Annotated in this window: 11 protein-coding genes and 1 pseudogene; 11 read left to right on the top strand and 1 reads right to left on the bottom strand. The window is 59.2% G+C overall.

Going from position 1 to position 16,499, the window contains the following annotated elements; all coding sequences use genetic code 11:
* Positions 1 to 8: 8 nt before the first annotated feature.
* The 9 genes and pseudogenes from fliM to ABH912_RS29065 all read left to right on the top strand — a co-directional run.
* Positions 9 to 977: a flagellar motor switch protein FliM gene (gene fliM / locus ABH912_RS29025; protein ID WP_033055988.1), complete on the top strand. Its 969-nt coding sequence runs from the start codon at positions 9 to 11 to the stop codon at positions 975 to 977.
* A gap of 72 nt (positions 978 to 1,049) precedes the next feature.
* Entirely contained in the window at positions 1,050 to 1,508 is a 459-nt protein-coding gene (gene fliN, locus ABH912_RS29030; protein WP_033056085.1) for a flagellar motor switch protein FliN, read from the top strand.
* Entirely contained in the window at positions 1,509 to 1,955 is a 447-nt protein-coding gene (gene fliO, locus ABH912_RS29035; protein ID WP_046054285.1) for a flagellar biosynthetic protein FliO, read from the top strand. It begins immediately after the preceding gene.
* Entirely contained in the window at positions 1,955 to 2,713 is a 759-nt protein-coding gene (gene fliP / locus ABH912_RS29040; protein WP_033055992.1) for a flagellar type III secretion system pore protein FliP, read from the top strand. The genes fliO and fliP overlap by 1 nt, the downstream gene beginning before the upstream one ends.
* Positions 2,710 to 2,979, top strand: coding sequence for a flagellar biosynthesis protein FliQ (fliQ, locus tag ABH912_RS29045; RefSeq protein WP_007948918.1), 270 nt, complete (start codon positions 2,710 to 2,712; stop codon positions 2,977 to 2,979). Before fliP ends, fliQ begins: the two co-directional genes overlap by 4 nt.
* Before the next feature lie 3 nt (positions 2,980 to 2,982).
* Entirely contained in the window at positions 2,983 to 3,765 is a 783-nt protein-coding gene (gene fliR / locus ABH912_RS29050) for a flagellar biosynthetic protein FliR (protein WP_033055993.1), read from the top strand.
* Positions 3,766 to 3,768: 3 nt separating this feature from the next.
* Entirely contained in the window at positions 3,769 to 4,908 is a 1,140-nt protein-coding gene (gene flhB, locus ABH912_RS29055) for a flagellar biosynthesis protein FlhB (RefSeq protein WP_033055994.1), read from the top strand.
* A 177-nt stretch (positions 4,909 to 5,085) separates the two neighbouring features.
* The gene (locus tag ABH912_RS29060; RefSeq protein ID WP_429512352.1) at positions 5,086 to 5,745 is read left to right on the top strand and encodes a hypothetical protein; all 660 of its coding nucleotides are present in this window, start codon (positions 5,086 to 5,088) and stop codon (positions 5,743 to 5,745) included.
* A 51-nt stretch (positions 5,746 to 5,796) separates the two neighbouring features.
* Positions 5,797 to 6,043: pseudogene (locus ABH912_RS29065) on the top strand (EscU/YscU/HrcU family type III secretion system export apparatus switch protein); the annotation flags it as partial.
* A gap of 187 nt (positions 6,044 to 6,230) precedes the next feature.
* On the opposite strand, the gene ABH912_RS29070 reads toward ABH912_RS29065, so the two are convergent.
* Positions 6,231 to 9,545 (bottom strand): hypothetical protein, encoded by a 3,315-nt coding sequence (locus ABH912_RS29070; RefSeq protein WP_429512354.1) that lies wholly within the window; start codon positions 9,543 to 9,545, stop codon positions 6,231 to 6,233.
* 231 nt (positions 9,546 to 9,776) lie between these two features.
* On the opposite strand from ABH912_RS29070, the gene ABH912_RS29075 reads away from it, so the two are divergent.
* Positions 9,777 to 14,840 (top strand): Ig-like domain-containing protein, encoded by a 5,064-nt coding sequence (locus ABH912_RS29075; protein ID WP_429512355.1) that lies wholly within the window; start codon positions 9,777 to 9,779, stop codon positions 14,838 to 14,840.
* A 23-nt stretch (positions 14,841 to 14,863) separates the two neighbouring features.
* Positions 14,864 to 16,492: a hypothetical protein gene (locus ABH912_RS29080; RefSeq protein WP_429512356.1), complete on the top strand. Its 1,629-nt coding sequence runs from the start codon at positions 14,864 to 14,866 to the stop codon at positions 16,490 to 16,492.
* Positions 16,493 to 16,499 lie beyond the last annotated feature (7 nt).

Raw genomic sequence — 16,499 nt, forward strand, 5'->3', positions numbered from 1 at the left:
AACACGACATGGCCGTGCAGGACCTGCTGTCCCAGGATGAGATCGATGCGCTGTTGCATGGTGTCGACGATGGTCTGGTACAGACCGATACCGCTGCTGAACCCGGCAGTGTCAAAAGCTACGACCTGACCAGCCAGGATCGCATCGTCCGCGGACGCATGCCGACCCTGGAGATGATCAACGAGCGTTTCGCCCGTTACACCCGCATCAGCATGTTCAACATGCTGCGCCGCTCGGCGGACGTTGCCGTCGGTGGCGTGCAGGTGATGAAGTTCGGCGAATACGTGCACTCGCTGTACGTGCCGACCAGCCTCAACCTGGTCAAGATCAAACCGTTGCGCGGCACCGCGTTGTTCATCCTCGACGCCAAACTGGTGTTCAAACTGGTGGACAACTTCTTTGGCGGCGACGGCCGCCACGCGAAGATCGAAGGGCGTGAATTCACCCCTACCGAACTGCGTGTGGTGCGCATGGTGCTGGAACAGGCCTTCGTCGATTTGAAGGAAGCCTGGCAGGCGATCATGGAAGTGAACTTCGAGTACATCAACTCGGAAGTGAACCCGGCCATGGCCAACATCGTTGGCCCGAGCGAAGCCGTTGTGGTGTCGACCTTCCACATTGAACTCGATGGTGGTGGCGGCGACCTGCACGTGACCATGCCGTACTCGATGATCGAACCTGTACGCGAAATGCTCGATGCCGGCTTCCAGTCGGACCTCGACGATCAGGACGAGCGCTGGATCAATGCCTTGCGCCAGGACGTGCTGGACGTTGACGTACCGATCGGTGCCACGGTTGCCCGTCGTCAGTTGCGCCTGCGAGACATTCTGCACATGCAGCCGGGGGACATTATCCCGGTCGAGATACCGGAAGAGATGATCATGCGCGCCAACGGCGTGCCTGCGTTCAAGGTCAAGATGGGGTCGCACAAAGGCAACCTCGCGTTGCAAGTGATCGAGCCGATCGAGCGCCGCTGACCGGCGCTCCAAACCCCCTGTGCTTTTAACTGACGGCTCCTGATTGAATGGATGCCCGCCGAGGACAAATTGATGGCTAACGATATGAACACCCAGGACGACCAGGCGCTGGCCGATGAATGGGCTGCGGCCCTGGAAGAAACCGGCGACGTCGGGCAGAACGACATCGACGCCTTGCTGGCCGCCGACGCCGCCAGTTCGTCGTCCAACCGTCTGCCGATGGAAGAGTTCGGCAGCGTGCCGAAAAACAACGAACCGGTCACCCTCGACGGTCCGAACCTGGACGTGATTCTCGATATCCCGGTGTCGATTTCCATGGAAGTCGGCAGCACCGACATCAACATCCGCAACTTGCTGCAGCTTAACCAGGGTTCGGTGATCGAGCTTGATCGTCTGGCCGGTGAACCGCTGGACGTGCTGGTCAACGGCACGCTCATCGCTCACGGTGAAGTGGTGGTGGTCAACGAGAAGTTCGGCATCCGCCTGACCGACGTGATCAGCCCAAGCGAACGCATCAAGAAGTTGCGCTGAGTGAAAAAGGTTCTGGGGGTTTTGCTCGGCTTGCCGTTCAGCGTCCTGGCTGCCGAGCCGGTAGCGACCGCTACTGCGGCCGCCGCGCCGGCGGTCAGCAGCGGTGTGGCCGGGCAATTGACGCAGTTGGTGTTCGGTTTGCTGCTGGTGCTGGGGTTGATCTTCTTCCTCGCCTGGCTGTTGCGCCGGGTCCAGCAGGCCGGGCCGGCCGGCAAGGGGCAGGTGATCGAGCTGATCGGTTCCCGCGCGCTGGGTCCGCGTGACCGTCTGATGCTGGTGCAGGTCGGCAACGAGCAGATTCTGCTTGGCTTGAGCCCCGGCACCATCACCGCATTGCACGTGCTCAAGGAGCCGGTGCAAGTGCCCAGCGGTACTGAAAAAGCGACCCCTGAGTTTGCCCAGCGCCTGATGGAGCTGATGGGCAAGGATCATAAGGATAAGAAGTAATGGGTGCGCTACGCATCACCTTGACGCTGGCCCTGATGCTGGTCGCGCCGCTGGCGTTCGCCGCCGATCCGTTGTCGATCCCGGCAATCACTCTGGGCACCAATGCCGCGGGCGCTCAAGAATACTCGGTCAGCCTGCAAATCCTGCTGATCATGACTGCGCTGAGTTTTATCCCGGCGTTCGTCATGCTGATGACCAGTTTTACCCGGATCATCATCGTCTTCTCGATCCTGCGTCAGGCCCTCGGCCTGCAACAAACGCCCTCGAACCAGATCCTCACGGGCATGGCGCTGTTCCTGACCCTGTTCATCATGGCGCCGGTCTTCGATCGGGTAAATCAGGATGCCTTGCAGCCGTATCTGGCGGAGAAACTCACCGCGCAGGATGCGGTGGCCAAGGCACAGGTGCCGATCAAGGATTTCATGCTCGCCCAGACTCGCAGTAGCGATCTGGAGTTGTTCATGCGCTTGTCCAAACGCACTGATATCGCGTCGCCGGATCAGGCGCCGCTGACGATTCTGGTCCCGGCGTTCGTCACCTCCGAGCTGAAAACCGCGTTCCAGATTGGCTTCATGATCTTCATTCCGTTCCTGATCATCGACCTGGTCGTGGCCAGTGTGCTGATGGCCATGGGTATGATGATGCTCTCGCCGCTGATCATTTCGTTGCCATTCAAGATCATGCTGTTCGTGCTGGTGGATGGCTGGGCATTGATCATCGGTACGCTGGCGAGCAGCTTCGGCGGTGTATCGCCATGACGCCAGAAGTTGCGGTAGACATCTTCCGGGAAGCACTGTGGCTGACCACCATGATGGTTGCCGTGCTGGTGATTCCGAGTTTGCTCGTGGGGCTGTTGGTGGCGATGTTCCAGGCCGCTACGCAGATCAACGAACAGACCCTGAGCTTCTTGCCGCGCCTGCTGGTGATGCTGGTGACGTTGATCGTCGCCGGTCCGTGGCTGGTGCAGACCTTCATGGAATACATCCTGCAGTTGTACGGCAGTATTCCTCAGGTCATCGGCTAAACCATGTCACTGCTCCAGCTGACCGATACCCAGATCAGTACCTGGGTGGCGACGTTCATGCTGCCGCTGTTTCGTGTCGGTGCCTTGCTGATGGTCATGCCGGTTTTCGGTACGACCCTGGTGCCCAAGCGAGTGCGCCTTTATTTCACCCTGGCGATCACGGTAGTGATTGCCCCCGGGTTACCGCCGATGCCTCCGGTTAACGCGCTGGACTTGAGCGGGCTGCTGCTGATTGCCGAGCAGATCCTCGTCGGTGCAGTGCTGGGTTTCTCCTTGCAGCTATTCTTCCAGGCCTTTGTGGTCGCGGGGCAGATCGTCTCGATTCAGATGGGCATGGGCTTCGCTTCCATGGTCGACCCCACCAACGGCGTGTCGGTGGCAGTGATCGGGCAGTTTTTCACCATGCTGGTGACGCTGCTGTTCCTGGCCATGAATGGCCATCTGGTGGTCTTCGAAGTCCTCACCGAAAGCTTCACCACACTGCCGGTCGGCAGCGGATTGATGGTCAATCATTTCTGGGAACTGGCCGGCAAACTGGGTTGGGTCCTCGGGGCGGCGCTGATGCTGGTGCTGCCGGCAATCACCGCGCTGCTGGTGGTCAACATCGCGTTTGGCGTGATGACCCGGGCGGCACCGCAGCTCAACATTTTCTCCATCGGCTTCCCGTTGACCCTGGTGCTCGGGTTATTCATCGTCTGGGTCGGGCTGGCGGATATCATCAATCAGTACCAACCGCTGGCCTCCGAGGCCTTGCAGTGGCTACGCGAACTGGCAAAGGCGCGCTGAGTCATGTCTGAGAGCGAAAGCGGTCAGGACAAAACAGAAGACCCCACGGACAAAAAGAAAAAGGACGCCCGTGAGAAGGGAGAGATTGCGCGCTCCAAAGAGCTCAATACCCTGGCGATCATGCTCGCCGGCGCTGGTGGCCTGCTGATTTTCGGTGGTGCGCTGGCGCAGGACCTGATGGAACTGATGCGCCTGAACTTCTCGCTGTCGCGGGAGGTGCTGTTGGATCAGCGCTACATGGGCATCTACCTGCTGCACTCGGGGCAGATTGCCTTGCTGGCGATTCAGCCAGTGATGATCACTTTATTGCTCGCCGCTCTGATCGGGCCGATTTCGCTGGGTGGCTGGCTGTTCTCCGCTGGCACCATGGCGCCCAAGTTCAGCCGCATGAACCCCGCCGCCGGCCTCAAGCGCATGTTCTCGTCCAAGGCCATAGCGGAACTGCTTAAGGCCCTCGCAAAATTTTTCATCGTGTTGTTCGTGGCCCTGGCGGTGTTGTCCTCGGACATTGATGACCTGCTGCGCATCGCCCATGAACCCTTGGACATGGCGATCATTCACAGCCTGCAAGTGGTCGGCTGGAGCACCTTGTGGATGGCCTGCGGGCTGATCATCATCGCCGCCGTGGACGTGCCGATACAGCTCTGGGAAAGCATCAAGAAACTGAAGATGACCAAGCAGGAAGTGCGCGACGAACACAAGGATCAGGAAGGGCGGCCGGAGGTCAAACAGCGGATTCGCCAGCTGCAGCGCGAAATGTCCCAGCGCCGGATGATGGCGGCGGTCCCCGACGCCGATGTGGTCATCACCAACCCGACCCACTACGCCGTAGCGCTCAAGTACGATCCGGACAAGGGTGGGGCGCCGATGCTGATCGCCAAGGGCAGCGATTTCCTGGCCTTGAAGATCCGTGAAATCGCTGTGGCCAACGAAGTGCTGCTGCTTGAGTCGCCGGCACTGGCGCGTTCGATCTACTACTCCACCGAACTTGACCAGGAAATCCCCGGCGGGCTCTACCTTGCCGTCGCCCAGGTACTCGCTTACGTCTACCAGATCCGCCAGCACCGCGCCGGCAAGGGTAAACGCCCGGATCCGCTCAAGGGCGACCTGCCAATTCCGCCGGACCTGCGACGCGATTCCTAAGAGTCGCCGTCCGTCTGAAAACGCTGTGTACCTGTTAGTTCTGACAGTAGACACACTTCCTGTTAAGGGTTGTCATGGCCTTGGGAATTCTCCCGTTCGATGTCCTTGCCATGGTCGTTCAATGATCGGATTGATCACCATGGGTGGGCGTTCATTAAGGCATTTGAGGATACGGTCATGGCAGAGCGTGAATACAGAAAGCTTCAAGGGATGGCGTTGGAATTTGTTTCGGGAGTCCTGGAGGAGAATCAGCTAGAGCGCACGATCAGCTACTCGGCAACGTTCAACCTGACGCTGGACTTTACGCATTTTGTGCAGGTGGCCAATGCCTATATTCCGGGTTATCTGAGCAACCCTATCAATGCGATTCGCCCCGAACTGGACGGGTTCGCCTACCACTATGCTTACAATTACTTCTTCGATGCTGCTGGCAATATTGGTGATAACCGCGCGTTGTTCGATGTCTTCACGTCCCCCCGATATTACATGGATCAGTGGTCAAGTGGAGGGCTGGAAGAGCGTTATCACAAACCCCAATTCAGTGTGGTCGATGGCCGTTTGCAGGTTGTCTCGCGCAAGGATTTTCGTTGGGAAAACAAGCAAGAGATCAACGTCGAAGACCTGCCGGTCATTCGCTTTCAATGGGCGCTTAACCTCATGCTGGGGCACGACTTTTTTGATCAGAAGGCACCTTCATCCGTCGTGGTGCTCGGTTATGCCGAGGAGGATTTTGTAGAGGTGGAAGGTCTTCAAATGCATAGAGGTACGCGGTACATGGTCGGCAAGGCGCTTCAGTTCGGTCCGATCAACAACGAGCAGATTCTGACGGCGCGTTGATCCCTATTTGCAATCCATTGCGTTTGTAGCAGCTGTCGAGCCTGCGAGGTTGTGTTTGAGCCAGGTTCGATGGCGCCGAAACTCAGCCGCATGAACCTCGGCGCCGGGCTGAAAAGGATGTTCTCGGGCAAGGCCCTCGTCCAAGGCCCTGGCGAAGTTTTTCATCGTGCTGTTCGTGGCGCTGGCGGCGTTGTCCTCAGACATCGACGACCTGATGCGCATTGCTCACGAGCCGTTGGAAATGGCGATCATTCATAGCCTGCAAGTGGTCGGTAGGAGCAGAAGGGTGGCGAGTTGCACGCAGGTTGGTCGACCAGGGAATGGGAACCCGGCAGGGCCTAAGGTTTCACATTCCTGTAACTGCTTTCGTAGGCAGTCAGGATTAACGATAAACCAGATTTTGATAGCCACTTTCAAAGGCTGGTTTATCGTGGTCTGTTCCCGAGGGATTTCCGACCAGTTGATTGCCCCCCCTTGACCTGTTTTCAGAACTGCCTTAATAGGATGTTGGTCAAAGAGTAATCGTTGCCTATGCTTGTGGTCACATGACTCCTTACTCTCAATTCCAAGTTTCTTGTAGTGGCTCTGAAATTACCTTTAATTGTTACCCAAGAGAGGGTCGGCAACTCCATTGGGGCGGCTATAGCTCCTAGATTGCTCTCTAGGGAAATTATTGGAATATAATGCGCCGGACTTCTCCATGTGCAACGGAGCAACATGCTGAACTCATATTCAGCCCCGACTAGAAGCGTCGTATAGTTTTTATACAGTACGATACCTGCGGAGTTATTAGTGTACGTCTCATTATGTAGCGCCCATATAGTATTCCCTTGGTAGGTATCTTGGTAAATATTGATATCCCTTGGGTCGGTTGCCGCTGCTCCTTTATTCCAACCGTTCCAGTTATGATTGATAAAATTCGTCAGATCGTAAAGTTTGGTGGCCACGGTCAGCGTCCGTGCGGTCGACACCTGTCCACTGCCATACAACGCTTTGGCGGTGAAACTATGAGGTGCCGCGGCCAGGGAAGAGACGACCAGCGTCCAGATCCCCGTGGTCAAGTCAGCAGTCGGCTGGTCTTTGGAGGCGGTTCCATCAAGCACCTCGACTTTCTGCCCTTTGCTGGCCGTGCCGGTCAGGGTCACCGCGGTTTCCACGGTGGTGCCTCCTTCGGGAATATCCACCCCGCTCGGAGAGCCTGTGACCGAGTCGATAGTCGGTCTTACCTCCACAAACGCCTTGACCGTGTACTCGCGCACCGGCGCCACTATGGCCTCACTTTCAACCTGGCTTTTGGTCAACCCTGCCTTGAAGTGCAACTCCAGTTGGGTGTCATGACCCAGATCCTTGAGATAACTGTAAGGCACCGCTTGCTCGTATCGACCACTCGCGAGCCATGTCGGGTTGACCGCGGCCCCGGGCACCCGCCACATCGTGTGATTGTGCACGGTGCCATCGGCTTTTCTGCCCTTGAGCACCAGCCACACTGGCTGCTTGTCCGCGATAAACGCCCAGACACCGGCCCGCAATGTGCGATTGGTGGTGACTTGACTTAAGTCCAGTTCGTTGCCGCTGGCCTCGACAATGCTCAGCTTGTCCAACTCGGCGACAGGGTAAGGCGCCACGGACAGCGATAACGGCCGGGATGGCTGCCCCGGTGTGTTGCCGCGGATAACGCTGTAGGTCACCGTCACCGATTTGCCCAGGTTGTACGGCACCACCGAATTCGGCAGCGGGATTTCCTTGGGCCCCACGGTGCCCACGTCGACCGGAGCGGTGGTGTATGAGCCGCCGGCCGGCGTCCCGATAGCACCGGTCCAGGTCACGCTGATCTTGTCTCCCCTCAACATGCCCACATAGTCCACCTTGGCCGTCAGATGATCCTTGGCCGCCATCGGGTCCAGGCTGGTGTCGTTCTGCGCTTCCTTGATGTATGGCGGTTTCAGGTCCAGTGTCGACCCCACGCTGAACGTCAACGCATTCGAAAAACTGGTCCCGCCTGCCGCCCGCTTGATCGAGTACGAAGCCGAGACCGTGCCCCCTTCGTTGCCCTTGATCAGTTCCGCCTTGATGTTGAACGGCACCGGTTGGCCGGCGGTGAACGAGTTCAGCTTGACCCCGTCAGTGGCCGTGCCGGTCTTGGACCCCACCCACTCATAAGTCACCACGTCGTCCTTGACCGTATTCAGGTACTCCACGGTCAGCGTGGTGCCCGGCCAGTCCGGCGGGAGCACGCCGTCGACGACGCCATCAACCTTCGGCTCCGGCAGTTCCAGGCGCGGTTCGCCGACCCGTAGCGGCGCCAGGTGCAGCGATTCGCGGATAGCGTGGGTGGCGTTGACCCGGTTGAAGGTGGCCAGCAGCGTATCCTCGATCAGTAGCTGGTAATACAGTTCCAGGGTGCCACCCTTGATGGGCGTGAGGTGCTCGCCCGCGACCGTGATGAACAGCGATTTACCGGCCTCGATCTCGCCCTGAGTGATCGGACGCAGCGGCAGGTCGGGCAGGTAGGGGCCGAAGTCCGGGCGGGTGCCGAGCCAGAACAGCTTGATCGCCTGGCCAGCGGCGAACGATTTGTCGAAGGGGATTTCGATGCGCGTGCGCGGCAGCTCCGGGTCGATGGCGCCTTGCTGGGCGTCCTCGGCAATCGGCGCCTTGAGGCGCTGGATTTCGCCGATGACGCGGATGAATTGGCCCTTGGACTGCAGGTCGGCGCTGCCATCGGCTTTTTTCAGGCGATAGGAAAACACCACCTGGGTCTTGGCCAGTTGCTTGAGCACCGCGTTGGGCACTTTCCGCTCGTGGATACTCGGGACATTGGTCAGTGGTTCACCCTGGATCTCGAGGTCGACCGGTACGCCCTCCACCGGGGTGCCCCTGACCCGAACGAAGATGATGTCGCCCAGCTTGAAGTTGTTGTCCACGGCCAGGATCTGCACGGTTCCGTCTGCGTCACCCAGCTTGTCGACGTCGAGTACATTGTTCAGGGCCTCCTTGAGGATGGGCGCGGTGAGGCGCGTCTTGTCGACGCCGACGACCACCCGCTGCTCGGCGCTCCAGTCTTCGGAGCGGTTGTCGACCACGTCGTAGACTTCGAAGGCCACGGCCAGGCCGCTGCTGTCCGAATCGCCCGCGTCACGGATGGTGGCTTCGTCGACCAGCACGACAATGGGATTGTTCGCAGGGTCCTTGACCTGAGCCTCGGTCAGCGGCTCACTGAGCACGAACTTGCCACCCCAGGTCACCTGGATCACATCACCCGCCGCCATGTGGGGGTAAGGCTGGATAGTGATCGGCACCCCATCCGCGACGTTGTCCTTGTCGATGCCGCCGTCGAGGATTTCTTTGGGGATCGTCATGTGCAGTTCGGAATGGCCGGGCGTGTCGCCATTCTGGTCCTGGCCGCCGGGCCGGTTGAGCTTGACGAACACCTTCATGGCCTCGGAAGGCTCTGTTGTGCCGCCCAGACGGGTGACGCTGTACGACACGTCATGGACACCGTCGGCGATTCGCGCCGCCGGGATGAACATCGTCAGCTCGGTGCCTTTCTCCTTCTGATCAACGGTCTCCTGCAGCACCTGGTTGCCGGCGCCCCAGAAAATCACCAATTTGTCGCCGACGTCCATGTTGCCCCAGGGCCCGGCCTGGCATTGCAGGCCCTGGCGCGGGAAGTTGTCGAGCGCAGCGGCAATGTTGATGCCCCATTCACCGGTGGGCGTGGGACCGGTGCGGCCGGGGATTTTCAGTTCGCGCAGGACCAGCACGCTGCTGTCCGGGGACATGGGGGGTTGATTAGTCACGGGGAGACTCCTGTCGGGGATAGGGCTGACGGAGTTATTCAATGCCTGATGAGGTGGAACTGGCTACTGTCAGAAATAACAGGTGAACATTGTTTCCAGACGAACGGTCTAGCTCTGTTTGGTGCACTACCATCCGTCGGAATCCATCCCCGACCTGTTATTTTTGACAGTAGCCAGCTTTGCGGGAGTGCGCCTTAAATAAGGCCTTCAACTCTCTCAAGAGCCTCCATCATGAGCATTTTCAGCCCCCTCCTGTTTCCTTTGGTCGAGCCTGGCACCGGTACGGGGTTGTTCGCGCTCAGGCCTTTGTTTATTGCAGGCATGACCCGACCCGTGGTGGAGGGCGATGGCGGTATCAACATTGCCGTGGTAAGCGACTATCCCGACGGCGTGCTGTGTGTCATCGATCCGTACATGGGTATGGAAGTCGGGGATCAGCACGATATTTTTTGGGGGCTGCTGAAGATCTGGCACAAGGAAGTCTTGCCGGAAGAGCTCAATAAGCGTTTGTTTTTTTACCTGCCGACGAAGGACATCGTCCCCGGTTGGGTCGAAACCGTGCATTACCAATTGACCCGCAAGGGCTGGAACACACCCGATGACCCGTCGGTGCCGTTGCGGCTGCTGGTCAAGCTCGACGAACCGGGAGGGGACGATAAATTTCCTCATCTGCCCGGCCATTCGGAGCTCAAGCCAGTCGGGATGCCGGAGGATGTGAGGCTAAACGGCGTCACAGCCGAATGGGCGGAAAAAGGTGTGCCGTTAACCGTACCGAAATATACGGGCATAAGGGTGCGCGACGTCATTTTTGTGTATTGGGGCAGCGTGCGTCTGCCACCTCACGTCGTTACCCAGGCCCAGGCCGATGGCATTGACCCTGTCATCGTTGACGCGAATCAGGAGGCGATTCTCGCCGGGGGGGACAGTGCCGCACTGCTGGTGGAGTACGAGGTGCGCGATGAGGTCTGGAACTGGTCCCAAAAACGCTCTCTGAGCACCAGAGTGCTGGTCGACGCCGGCGCTTGGCGGCTGGAACAGCCGATTATCAAGGAGTCGATCAATGGCGTGATCGACCTGATCACGCTGGGCAAAGCCGACGTCACGGTACAGATTCATGTCCGCACGGACGATTTCGATATCGGCGATACCGTGGTGATGACCTGGATCGGCACGCCGGCTCATGGCGAGCCGCTGATTCACCGCAGCGAGCCTGTTCCCATTAATAATATTCCGAACATCCTCGAGCTTGAGGTGCCGAACGCCGACGTTCGTGCCATTGCCATGGGCAAGGCGGATGCTTCTTATGTATTGACCAAAGCCGATGGCAGCCCGCCGTTATCATCCAAACGCACCTTTGCCAATGTGGTCGGTGAAATCTCGCAGTTGCCGGCCCCGACCATTCGCGAAGTCATCGGCGATACGCTCGAGCCCACGGAAGGCATGGCGACGGTGGACATCGGGCCTTCTCCGCTCATCAAGGGAGGGGACCTGATCGACCTGGTCTGGCTGGGAACCAAATCCAACAACCAGCCGTACCTGCATGAAATACCGCACCTTGTCAGCGATGGCGAGGCCGGAAAAGCCATCACGCTGTACGTGGAGGCGGAGCACATCAAGGTGCTCGAAAATGGCAAGCTCAATCTGTTTTACCGGGTCTCCAATGATAAATCGGCGCTCTATGGCGTCAGTGAGTCCGAGCATAACTTTTACGATGTGGAGGCCATTCGCGCCGAGCTGCCCGCGCCCAAAGTGGTGGAAGCTCCGGACGACTTTCTTGATCCGGCATGGGTACCTGGCAGCGCCACCTTGCGTGTCGGTTATCTGGGGACGGCCAAAGGCGATGAACTCACCTATTACTGGAAGGCTCCGACGCCTGGTGGCAGCACCAGCGACTGGGTGCCGATCACCACTATTACTGCTGGCAAACCGGTGGACTTTCGCATTGACGCGCGCTTCATCACACTCAATCAAAAACAGGAAGTGTCCATACGCTATACCCTCAAACGCGCCGCCACGGGCAACTTCAGTTACTCGGGTTTGCTGAGCCTGTATGTGGGCGAGGAAACTTCCCCCGTCATCGAGAAAGTCATGGACTCCCGAGGGCGCGAAATTCCAGACAAAGGGAGCACCCTTGATACCACGGTGATCCTGACGGGCAGGGCGACGGCCAATTTGCAGGTGGAAGTACGGGTGACGGGGCTCGCGCCAAAACCGGTGCGCGTGGACGCAAGCGGCGACTGGACGTTGACGCTGACCGACTTACCCCTGGCCGCTTACAGCGTTGTGGCCAAAGCGCTGTATGGCAATGGCAATGAGTCCGATACCTGGTCGTTTACGGTCATGAAGGAGGAGCTGGCGCGCCCCGAGGTGATCGAGGCTGATGCGAATGATGTGCTTGATCCAGCCAGGGTAACGTCGGGGGCGAGTGTGGAAATCGCACCTTATGAGGATATGGCCGCGGGCGATGAGGTGTTAATCAAGTGGACGAGCCCGGGCAATGCCCTGCCTCATGAGCAGCGCGCCAGAATTACCTCAAATCAGGTCGGTGAGACCGTCCCTTTCACCATCCCTTATGAAGTGGTGCGCGCCGCGTTGAACCACGATGCAACGCTGCGTTACGAAGTTGTTCGTTTTGCCGGGGGGACCTCGTCCTCCAAACCGCTGGTGCTGCATGTGCAGACGCAATCGGTGACGTTGCCTGATCCCCGTATCGCGCAGGCCAACGGCAAACAGTTGAACCCCGACAGCGTCTTCCCGGGTGGCGCGACGGTTGTCATTGGCGTGACTGCGCAGCTCAAAGATGGGGACCTCGTGACTGTGCAGTGGAGAGGCAAGCGTACGACGCATTATCCGAGACCCGTATTGTCGAGCGATGAAGGCAAGGAGCTGCCAATCACGGTGCCGCACGCGGTCGTCGATGAGAATAACCGCACCAGTATCGGCCTGAGTTACACCGTGCAACGTAAAACCGGTGGCACCGATCCGTCTCGGGAGGTGACCTATGATGTGTTGCGGATCATTGATACCGGCGCACTGAAAGTCATGGGTGCACGCTTCAATCGCACGACTTACCGATCTTCTGCTGTTCCGCAAATGTTGAGTGCCTTCAGTCTGACGGGGCAGGTGCTGAACGTGGAATGGCAGTACACCGGGGACGCGGTGTGGGTGGCGGCAAGAATTTGGCGAGACTCCTCACCCTGGAAGCCACTGAGTGTGCGCTCGGCCACCCACTCGGTCGCCCTCAACCCGACGAACATCTTCGGCAGTGGCGCGGACACCAGCGTGACGGGGCAGGCCGCGTTTGTGGCGCTTCGAGATATGGCAGATGTTGTCGGCTGGGGCAACGCCAGTTATGGCGCAAACATTCCGGCAGCCATCGGCAACCTGACGGATATCGCGGAGGTGAGCTGCACGCAAAGCGCTTACGCCATTCGACGAAGAGGCGGGCAGGTGCAGGTCTGGGGCGCGGCGGCGGATGGCGGGAACATGGGCAGTGTTTCGCCACTCGATTTCACTCAGGTGATCGGCAACAGCCAGGCGTTCGCAGGCATCAAGACCAGCGGCCAAGTGGTTGCGTGGGGGAATGCGGCCAATGGCGGCACCGTGCCGGCAGCGATCGGTACCTTCCGGGATGTGGCAGCGGTCTACAGCGCTGGGCAGGCCTTTGCAGCGCAACGTGCGAGCGGCGAGGTGATTGCCTGGGGGTTGGCGGGCAGTGGTGGGACAGTGCCGTCTGCAATCGGCAATTTGCGCGACATTGTCGAGGTGACGGGCAGCTTTGGTGCCTTCGCGGCGCGGCGCAGCACCGGGCAATTGGTTGCCTGGGGGCACGCCACCTACGGCGGCGCACTGCCGGCAACTATCTCCGCGCGCACTGACATTGCGCAATTGGGCGCGGCCAATGCGCAAGCGTTTACCGCGCTCTCTGTGACCGGGCAAGTGGTGGCTTGGGGGACTGCCAGCTATGGCGCAACAGTGCCGGCCAATATTGCGGGCCTGACCGGTTTAGTGGAAGTCAGTGCGACCTGGCGAGCGTTTGCGGCACGGCACAGTTCGGGCCAGGTTTATGCGTGGGGTATGGCTGCCCAAGGGGGAACGGCGCCTGCTATCAGCGATGCCGTTCAGGTGGTCGGTTCATCCGAGGCATTTGCAGCCTTGCGCCGTGACGGAACGGTGGTTGCGTGGGGCAATGCTGCGGTGGGCGGCAATACCTCGGCGGTGGCCGGGCAGTTAGTTAGCGTGCAGGCCCTTTACAGCAACAGTCACGGCTTCACCGCGCTGACCAGCGATGGCCGCGTGGTGACCTGGGGGCACGTCAGTGGCGGCGGTAACAGCAGCGCTGTGCAGGACAAGCTGCGCGGCAACGTCAATTATCAGGCTAAAGGTGCACTGAGTATCGGCGCCCAGGCCGATGATCTCAGGGCGCCCGGCATAGATGAAGCGCCGGACGACGTCCTCGACCCGGAGAAACTGCCAGCCGCTGGCGCCATGGCCCGGATAAAGCCCTACGACGGCATGCGTTATCGGGATCACGTGTATTTCTACATGGGTGACTACACAGACGACATCCCCATCAGTGAGTCGGCTGTCGGCCGCGATGTTGAGTTTAAAGTGCTGCGCGCAGAGTTTCTGCCTCATGTCGGGAAGAAGGTGCCGGTGCGCTATGAAGTGCAGCGCTTTCAGGGCGGGCGGGATCGATCACTCATCCTTGATCTGGAGGTGGAACTGGGTTTTGAGAACCCGCTGAGCTTCGATCTGGGGCCGATGAACTATGTTGTTGCAAACAAGCCACCCGTCCAGCTTCCGGCCTTCGTGCGCATGACCCGTGAAGCAACCTGGGGGACGGCGCCTTACCGCTTCAGCAGCAGTGCCGAAGGCGTTGCCACGGTCAGCAGCAACGGTGAGGTAACGGCGATTGCCAATGGGGGCTGCACGATCAGTGCGACGGACAGCCGAAACGAAACGCGCCGCTACGCACTGACAATCAAAGGCATTGTGCAGTTGCACTTTTTGTCCCCCGGCGCGGATTGGCAGGGGATGAAAAACGTATGTGCCGCCGCTTCTCTGGAGCCGGTGACCCTGTCCCAGATCAAGCGTTTGTGGGAACTCTACTTCCCCGGCAGCGGGGGCGTGGGGGATTACCTTGAGTTGTTGCATTACAAGGTCTGGACCGGCGACCTGCTGGGGGCGGGGACCGCCTGGGCGTATGACTTGCACGGCACGTCGATGAACGAAAACGCTGAAAGCCATGCCACCGATGTGCTGTTGCAGGTGTTCGGAGCATCGAGAAATTGAGCCAGGATGGTGGAGGTTTCCCGATGAAACTCAATGCAATGCTTAAAGGTTGGGCCTGGGCGTTACTGCTGAGTATCAGCAATGCCCAGGCCATCACCGGGCCTGAGGTGGCTCGGTTGCTCAATCAGCGTTTTCAGGACGAGCGAACCGAATGCGCCGGTGCAACACCGGCGTTTTATTGCAGTGGAGTGCTGGTGCGCAGTGTTCCGGCCGGGCATGCGGGTCAGTTCTGGCAGCACAGTGCCGATTCGGTGCGTCTGGGGGCCGAAAGCTTCAACTATCTGCGGGCAGACCTGGGCATCCGTTCACTGGGCAGTAAAAACGGCGTGGTGTTTGCCGACCCGTTCACGGCCATCAGTCAGCACAAATCGATGGATGTGTTGTGTGCTTATCCTTTTGTGGTCGGCATGCAAAGTACACGTCCCGGCTACGGCTGCGGTTTGGGCGCGTCGCTAACGTCAGCACTGGAAGATCCAAGCTCCTGCGCATCGCTGGGGATCGGCGACGCCGTCGGTTGGGTCGCGCACTTCCAGCAACAGGGGCAGCAGCCTGCGCGGCAGTGTTCGTTCAGCAGTCGCGACCCGAAGGCGTTCTACGCCAGCCTTAAGGCGCACACGCTACTCACCCAGGAATGGTCGGCCAGACCCAATGAGCTGATGATGCGTAACTGGGACGCCAACCAGCCTGCCAGGCTTGCGGTGCAAGGGCTGTTCTACGATGTTGCGCAAAGTGGGGCGATGTTGGGGGCACAAAAGGATCAGCGGGATTACTTCGTCGCCACGGGGGAGTGGCTGCCTATTCTGCGCATGGATTTACGTGAGCCACCCGGCGCGGTGTTCGGTTTTGATCTTCAGGACCAGTTGTATATTGGCTATCGGGTGGCTTCGACACTGAACGCTCGTTTTGCCGATACCACACCGGCGTGCCGTGACAACAAACCTGGGTATTTTTGCAATGGCGTACTGATTCGCGCGGCAGATGCTTCCCCCAGTTTTCGGGCGTGGAATCCCAGCCCTAACTCCCAGACACGCAACGGCGTTTCTTTTTCTTACGTGCGTAAGGATGTTGGGACCGTGCAACTGGCAGGGGCTCAAGGATTTATCTTCAGCGAACAGTTCCTGCCAGTCCGGCATCCGGCGCAGTTGCGCTGCTCTTATCCAGTGAATGCAGGTACCAGTGGTATACCGAACAGTTGCCGTGCCGATTGTGCCGCGTCCGGAATCAACACAGTGGCGACCTGGCAAGCCAGGTATGGCTCAAGCCCTGGCTCAAGCTGTTCATTCGGCCCTGATCAGGCGCAGTTTCAACTCAATATCGCGGTGCGCGCCGTGCTTTCGGCGGGAAATCGAAATTCATGGAACGAGATCATCATTGCCGCATGGCCGCAGAACATTCCGAAAGACTTACCGCTTGAAGCGTTGTTCTATCCCGCAGGCAATGCGGCGGCGCTGACCGGCGCCCAATTCATTCAACGGGACTATTACACGCACACGGGGCGTTACATCGCTATCGTTCGCATGACACTGGCAGATCCCGGTGGCCAGGTGTTTGCCTATGTGCCGCAGGAGCAAACAACTCAGGAAACAACGGATGACATGCTGTTGAAAGCCCTCGAGGCATTGCCGCCGATTCGACGTCCGGCGGGTTATTAACCCGGAT

It is taken from the genome of Pseudomonas sp. BT76 TE3572 (assembly GCF_050435365.1).
GTDB classification, from domain to species: Bacteria; Pseudomonadota; Gammaproteobacteria; order Pseudomonadales; family Pseudomonadaceae; genus Aquipseudomonas; species Aquipseudomonas fluorescens_W.

Bases quoted from the DNA above. Each gene is read 5' to 3' on its own strand.
- fliP (WP_033055992.1), top strand. From the start codon at position 1,955: ATGGGTGCGCTACGCATCACCTTGACGCTGGCCCTGATGCTGGTCGCG.
- fliM (WP_033055988.1), top strand. From the start codon at position 9: ATGGCCGTGCAGGACCTGCTGTCCCAGGATGAGATCGATGCGCTGTTG.
- ABH912_RS29060 (WP_429512352.1), top strand. From the start codon at position 5,086: ATGGCAGAGCGTGAATACAGAAAGCTTCAAGGGATGGCGTTGGAATTT.
- fliR (WP_033055993.1), top strand. From the start codon at position 2,983: ATGTCACTGCTCCAGCTGACCGATACCCAGATCAGTACCTGGGTGGCG.
- flhB (WP_033055994.1), top strand. From the start codon at position 3,769: ATGTCTGAGAGCGAAAGCGGTCAGGACAAAACAGAAGACCCCACGGAC.
- ABH912_RS29075 (WP_429512355.1), top strand. From the start codon at position 9,777: ATGAGCATTTTCAGCCCCCTCCTGTTTCCTTTGGTCGAGCCTGGCACC.
- ABH912_RS29080 (WP_429512356.1), top strand. From the start codon at position 14,864: ATGAAACTCAATGCAATGCTTAAAGGTTGGGCCTGGGCGTTACTGCTG.
- fliQ (WP_007948918.1), top strand. From the start codon at position 2,710: ATGACGCCAGAAGTTGCGGTAGACATCTTCCGGGAAGCACTGTGGCTG.
- fliN (WP_033056085.1), top strand. From the start codon at position 1,050: ATGGCTAACGATATGAACACCCAGGACGACCAGGCGCTGGCCGATGAA.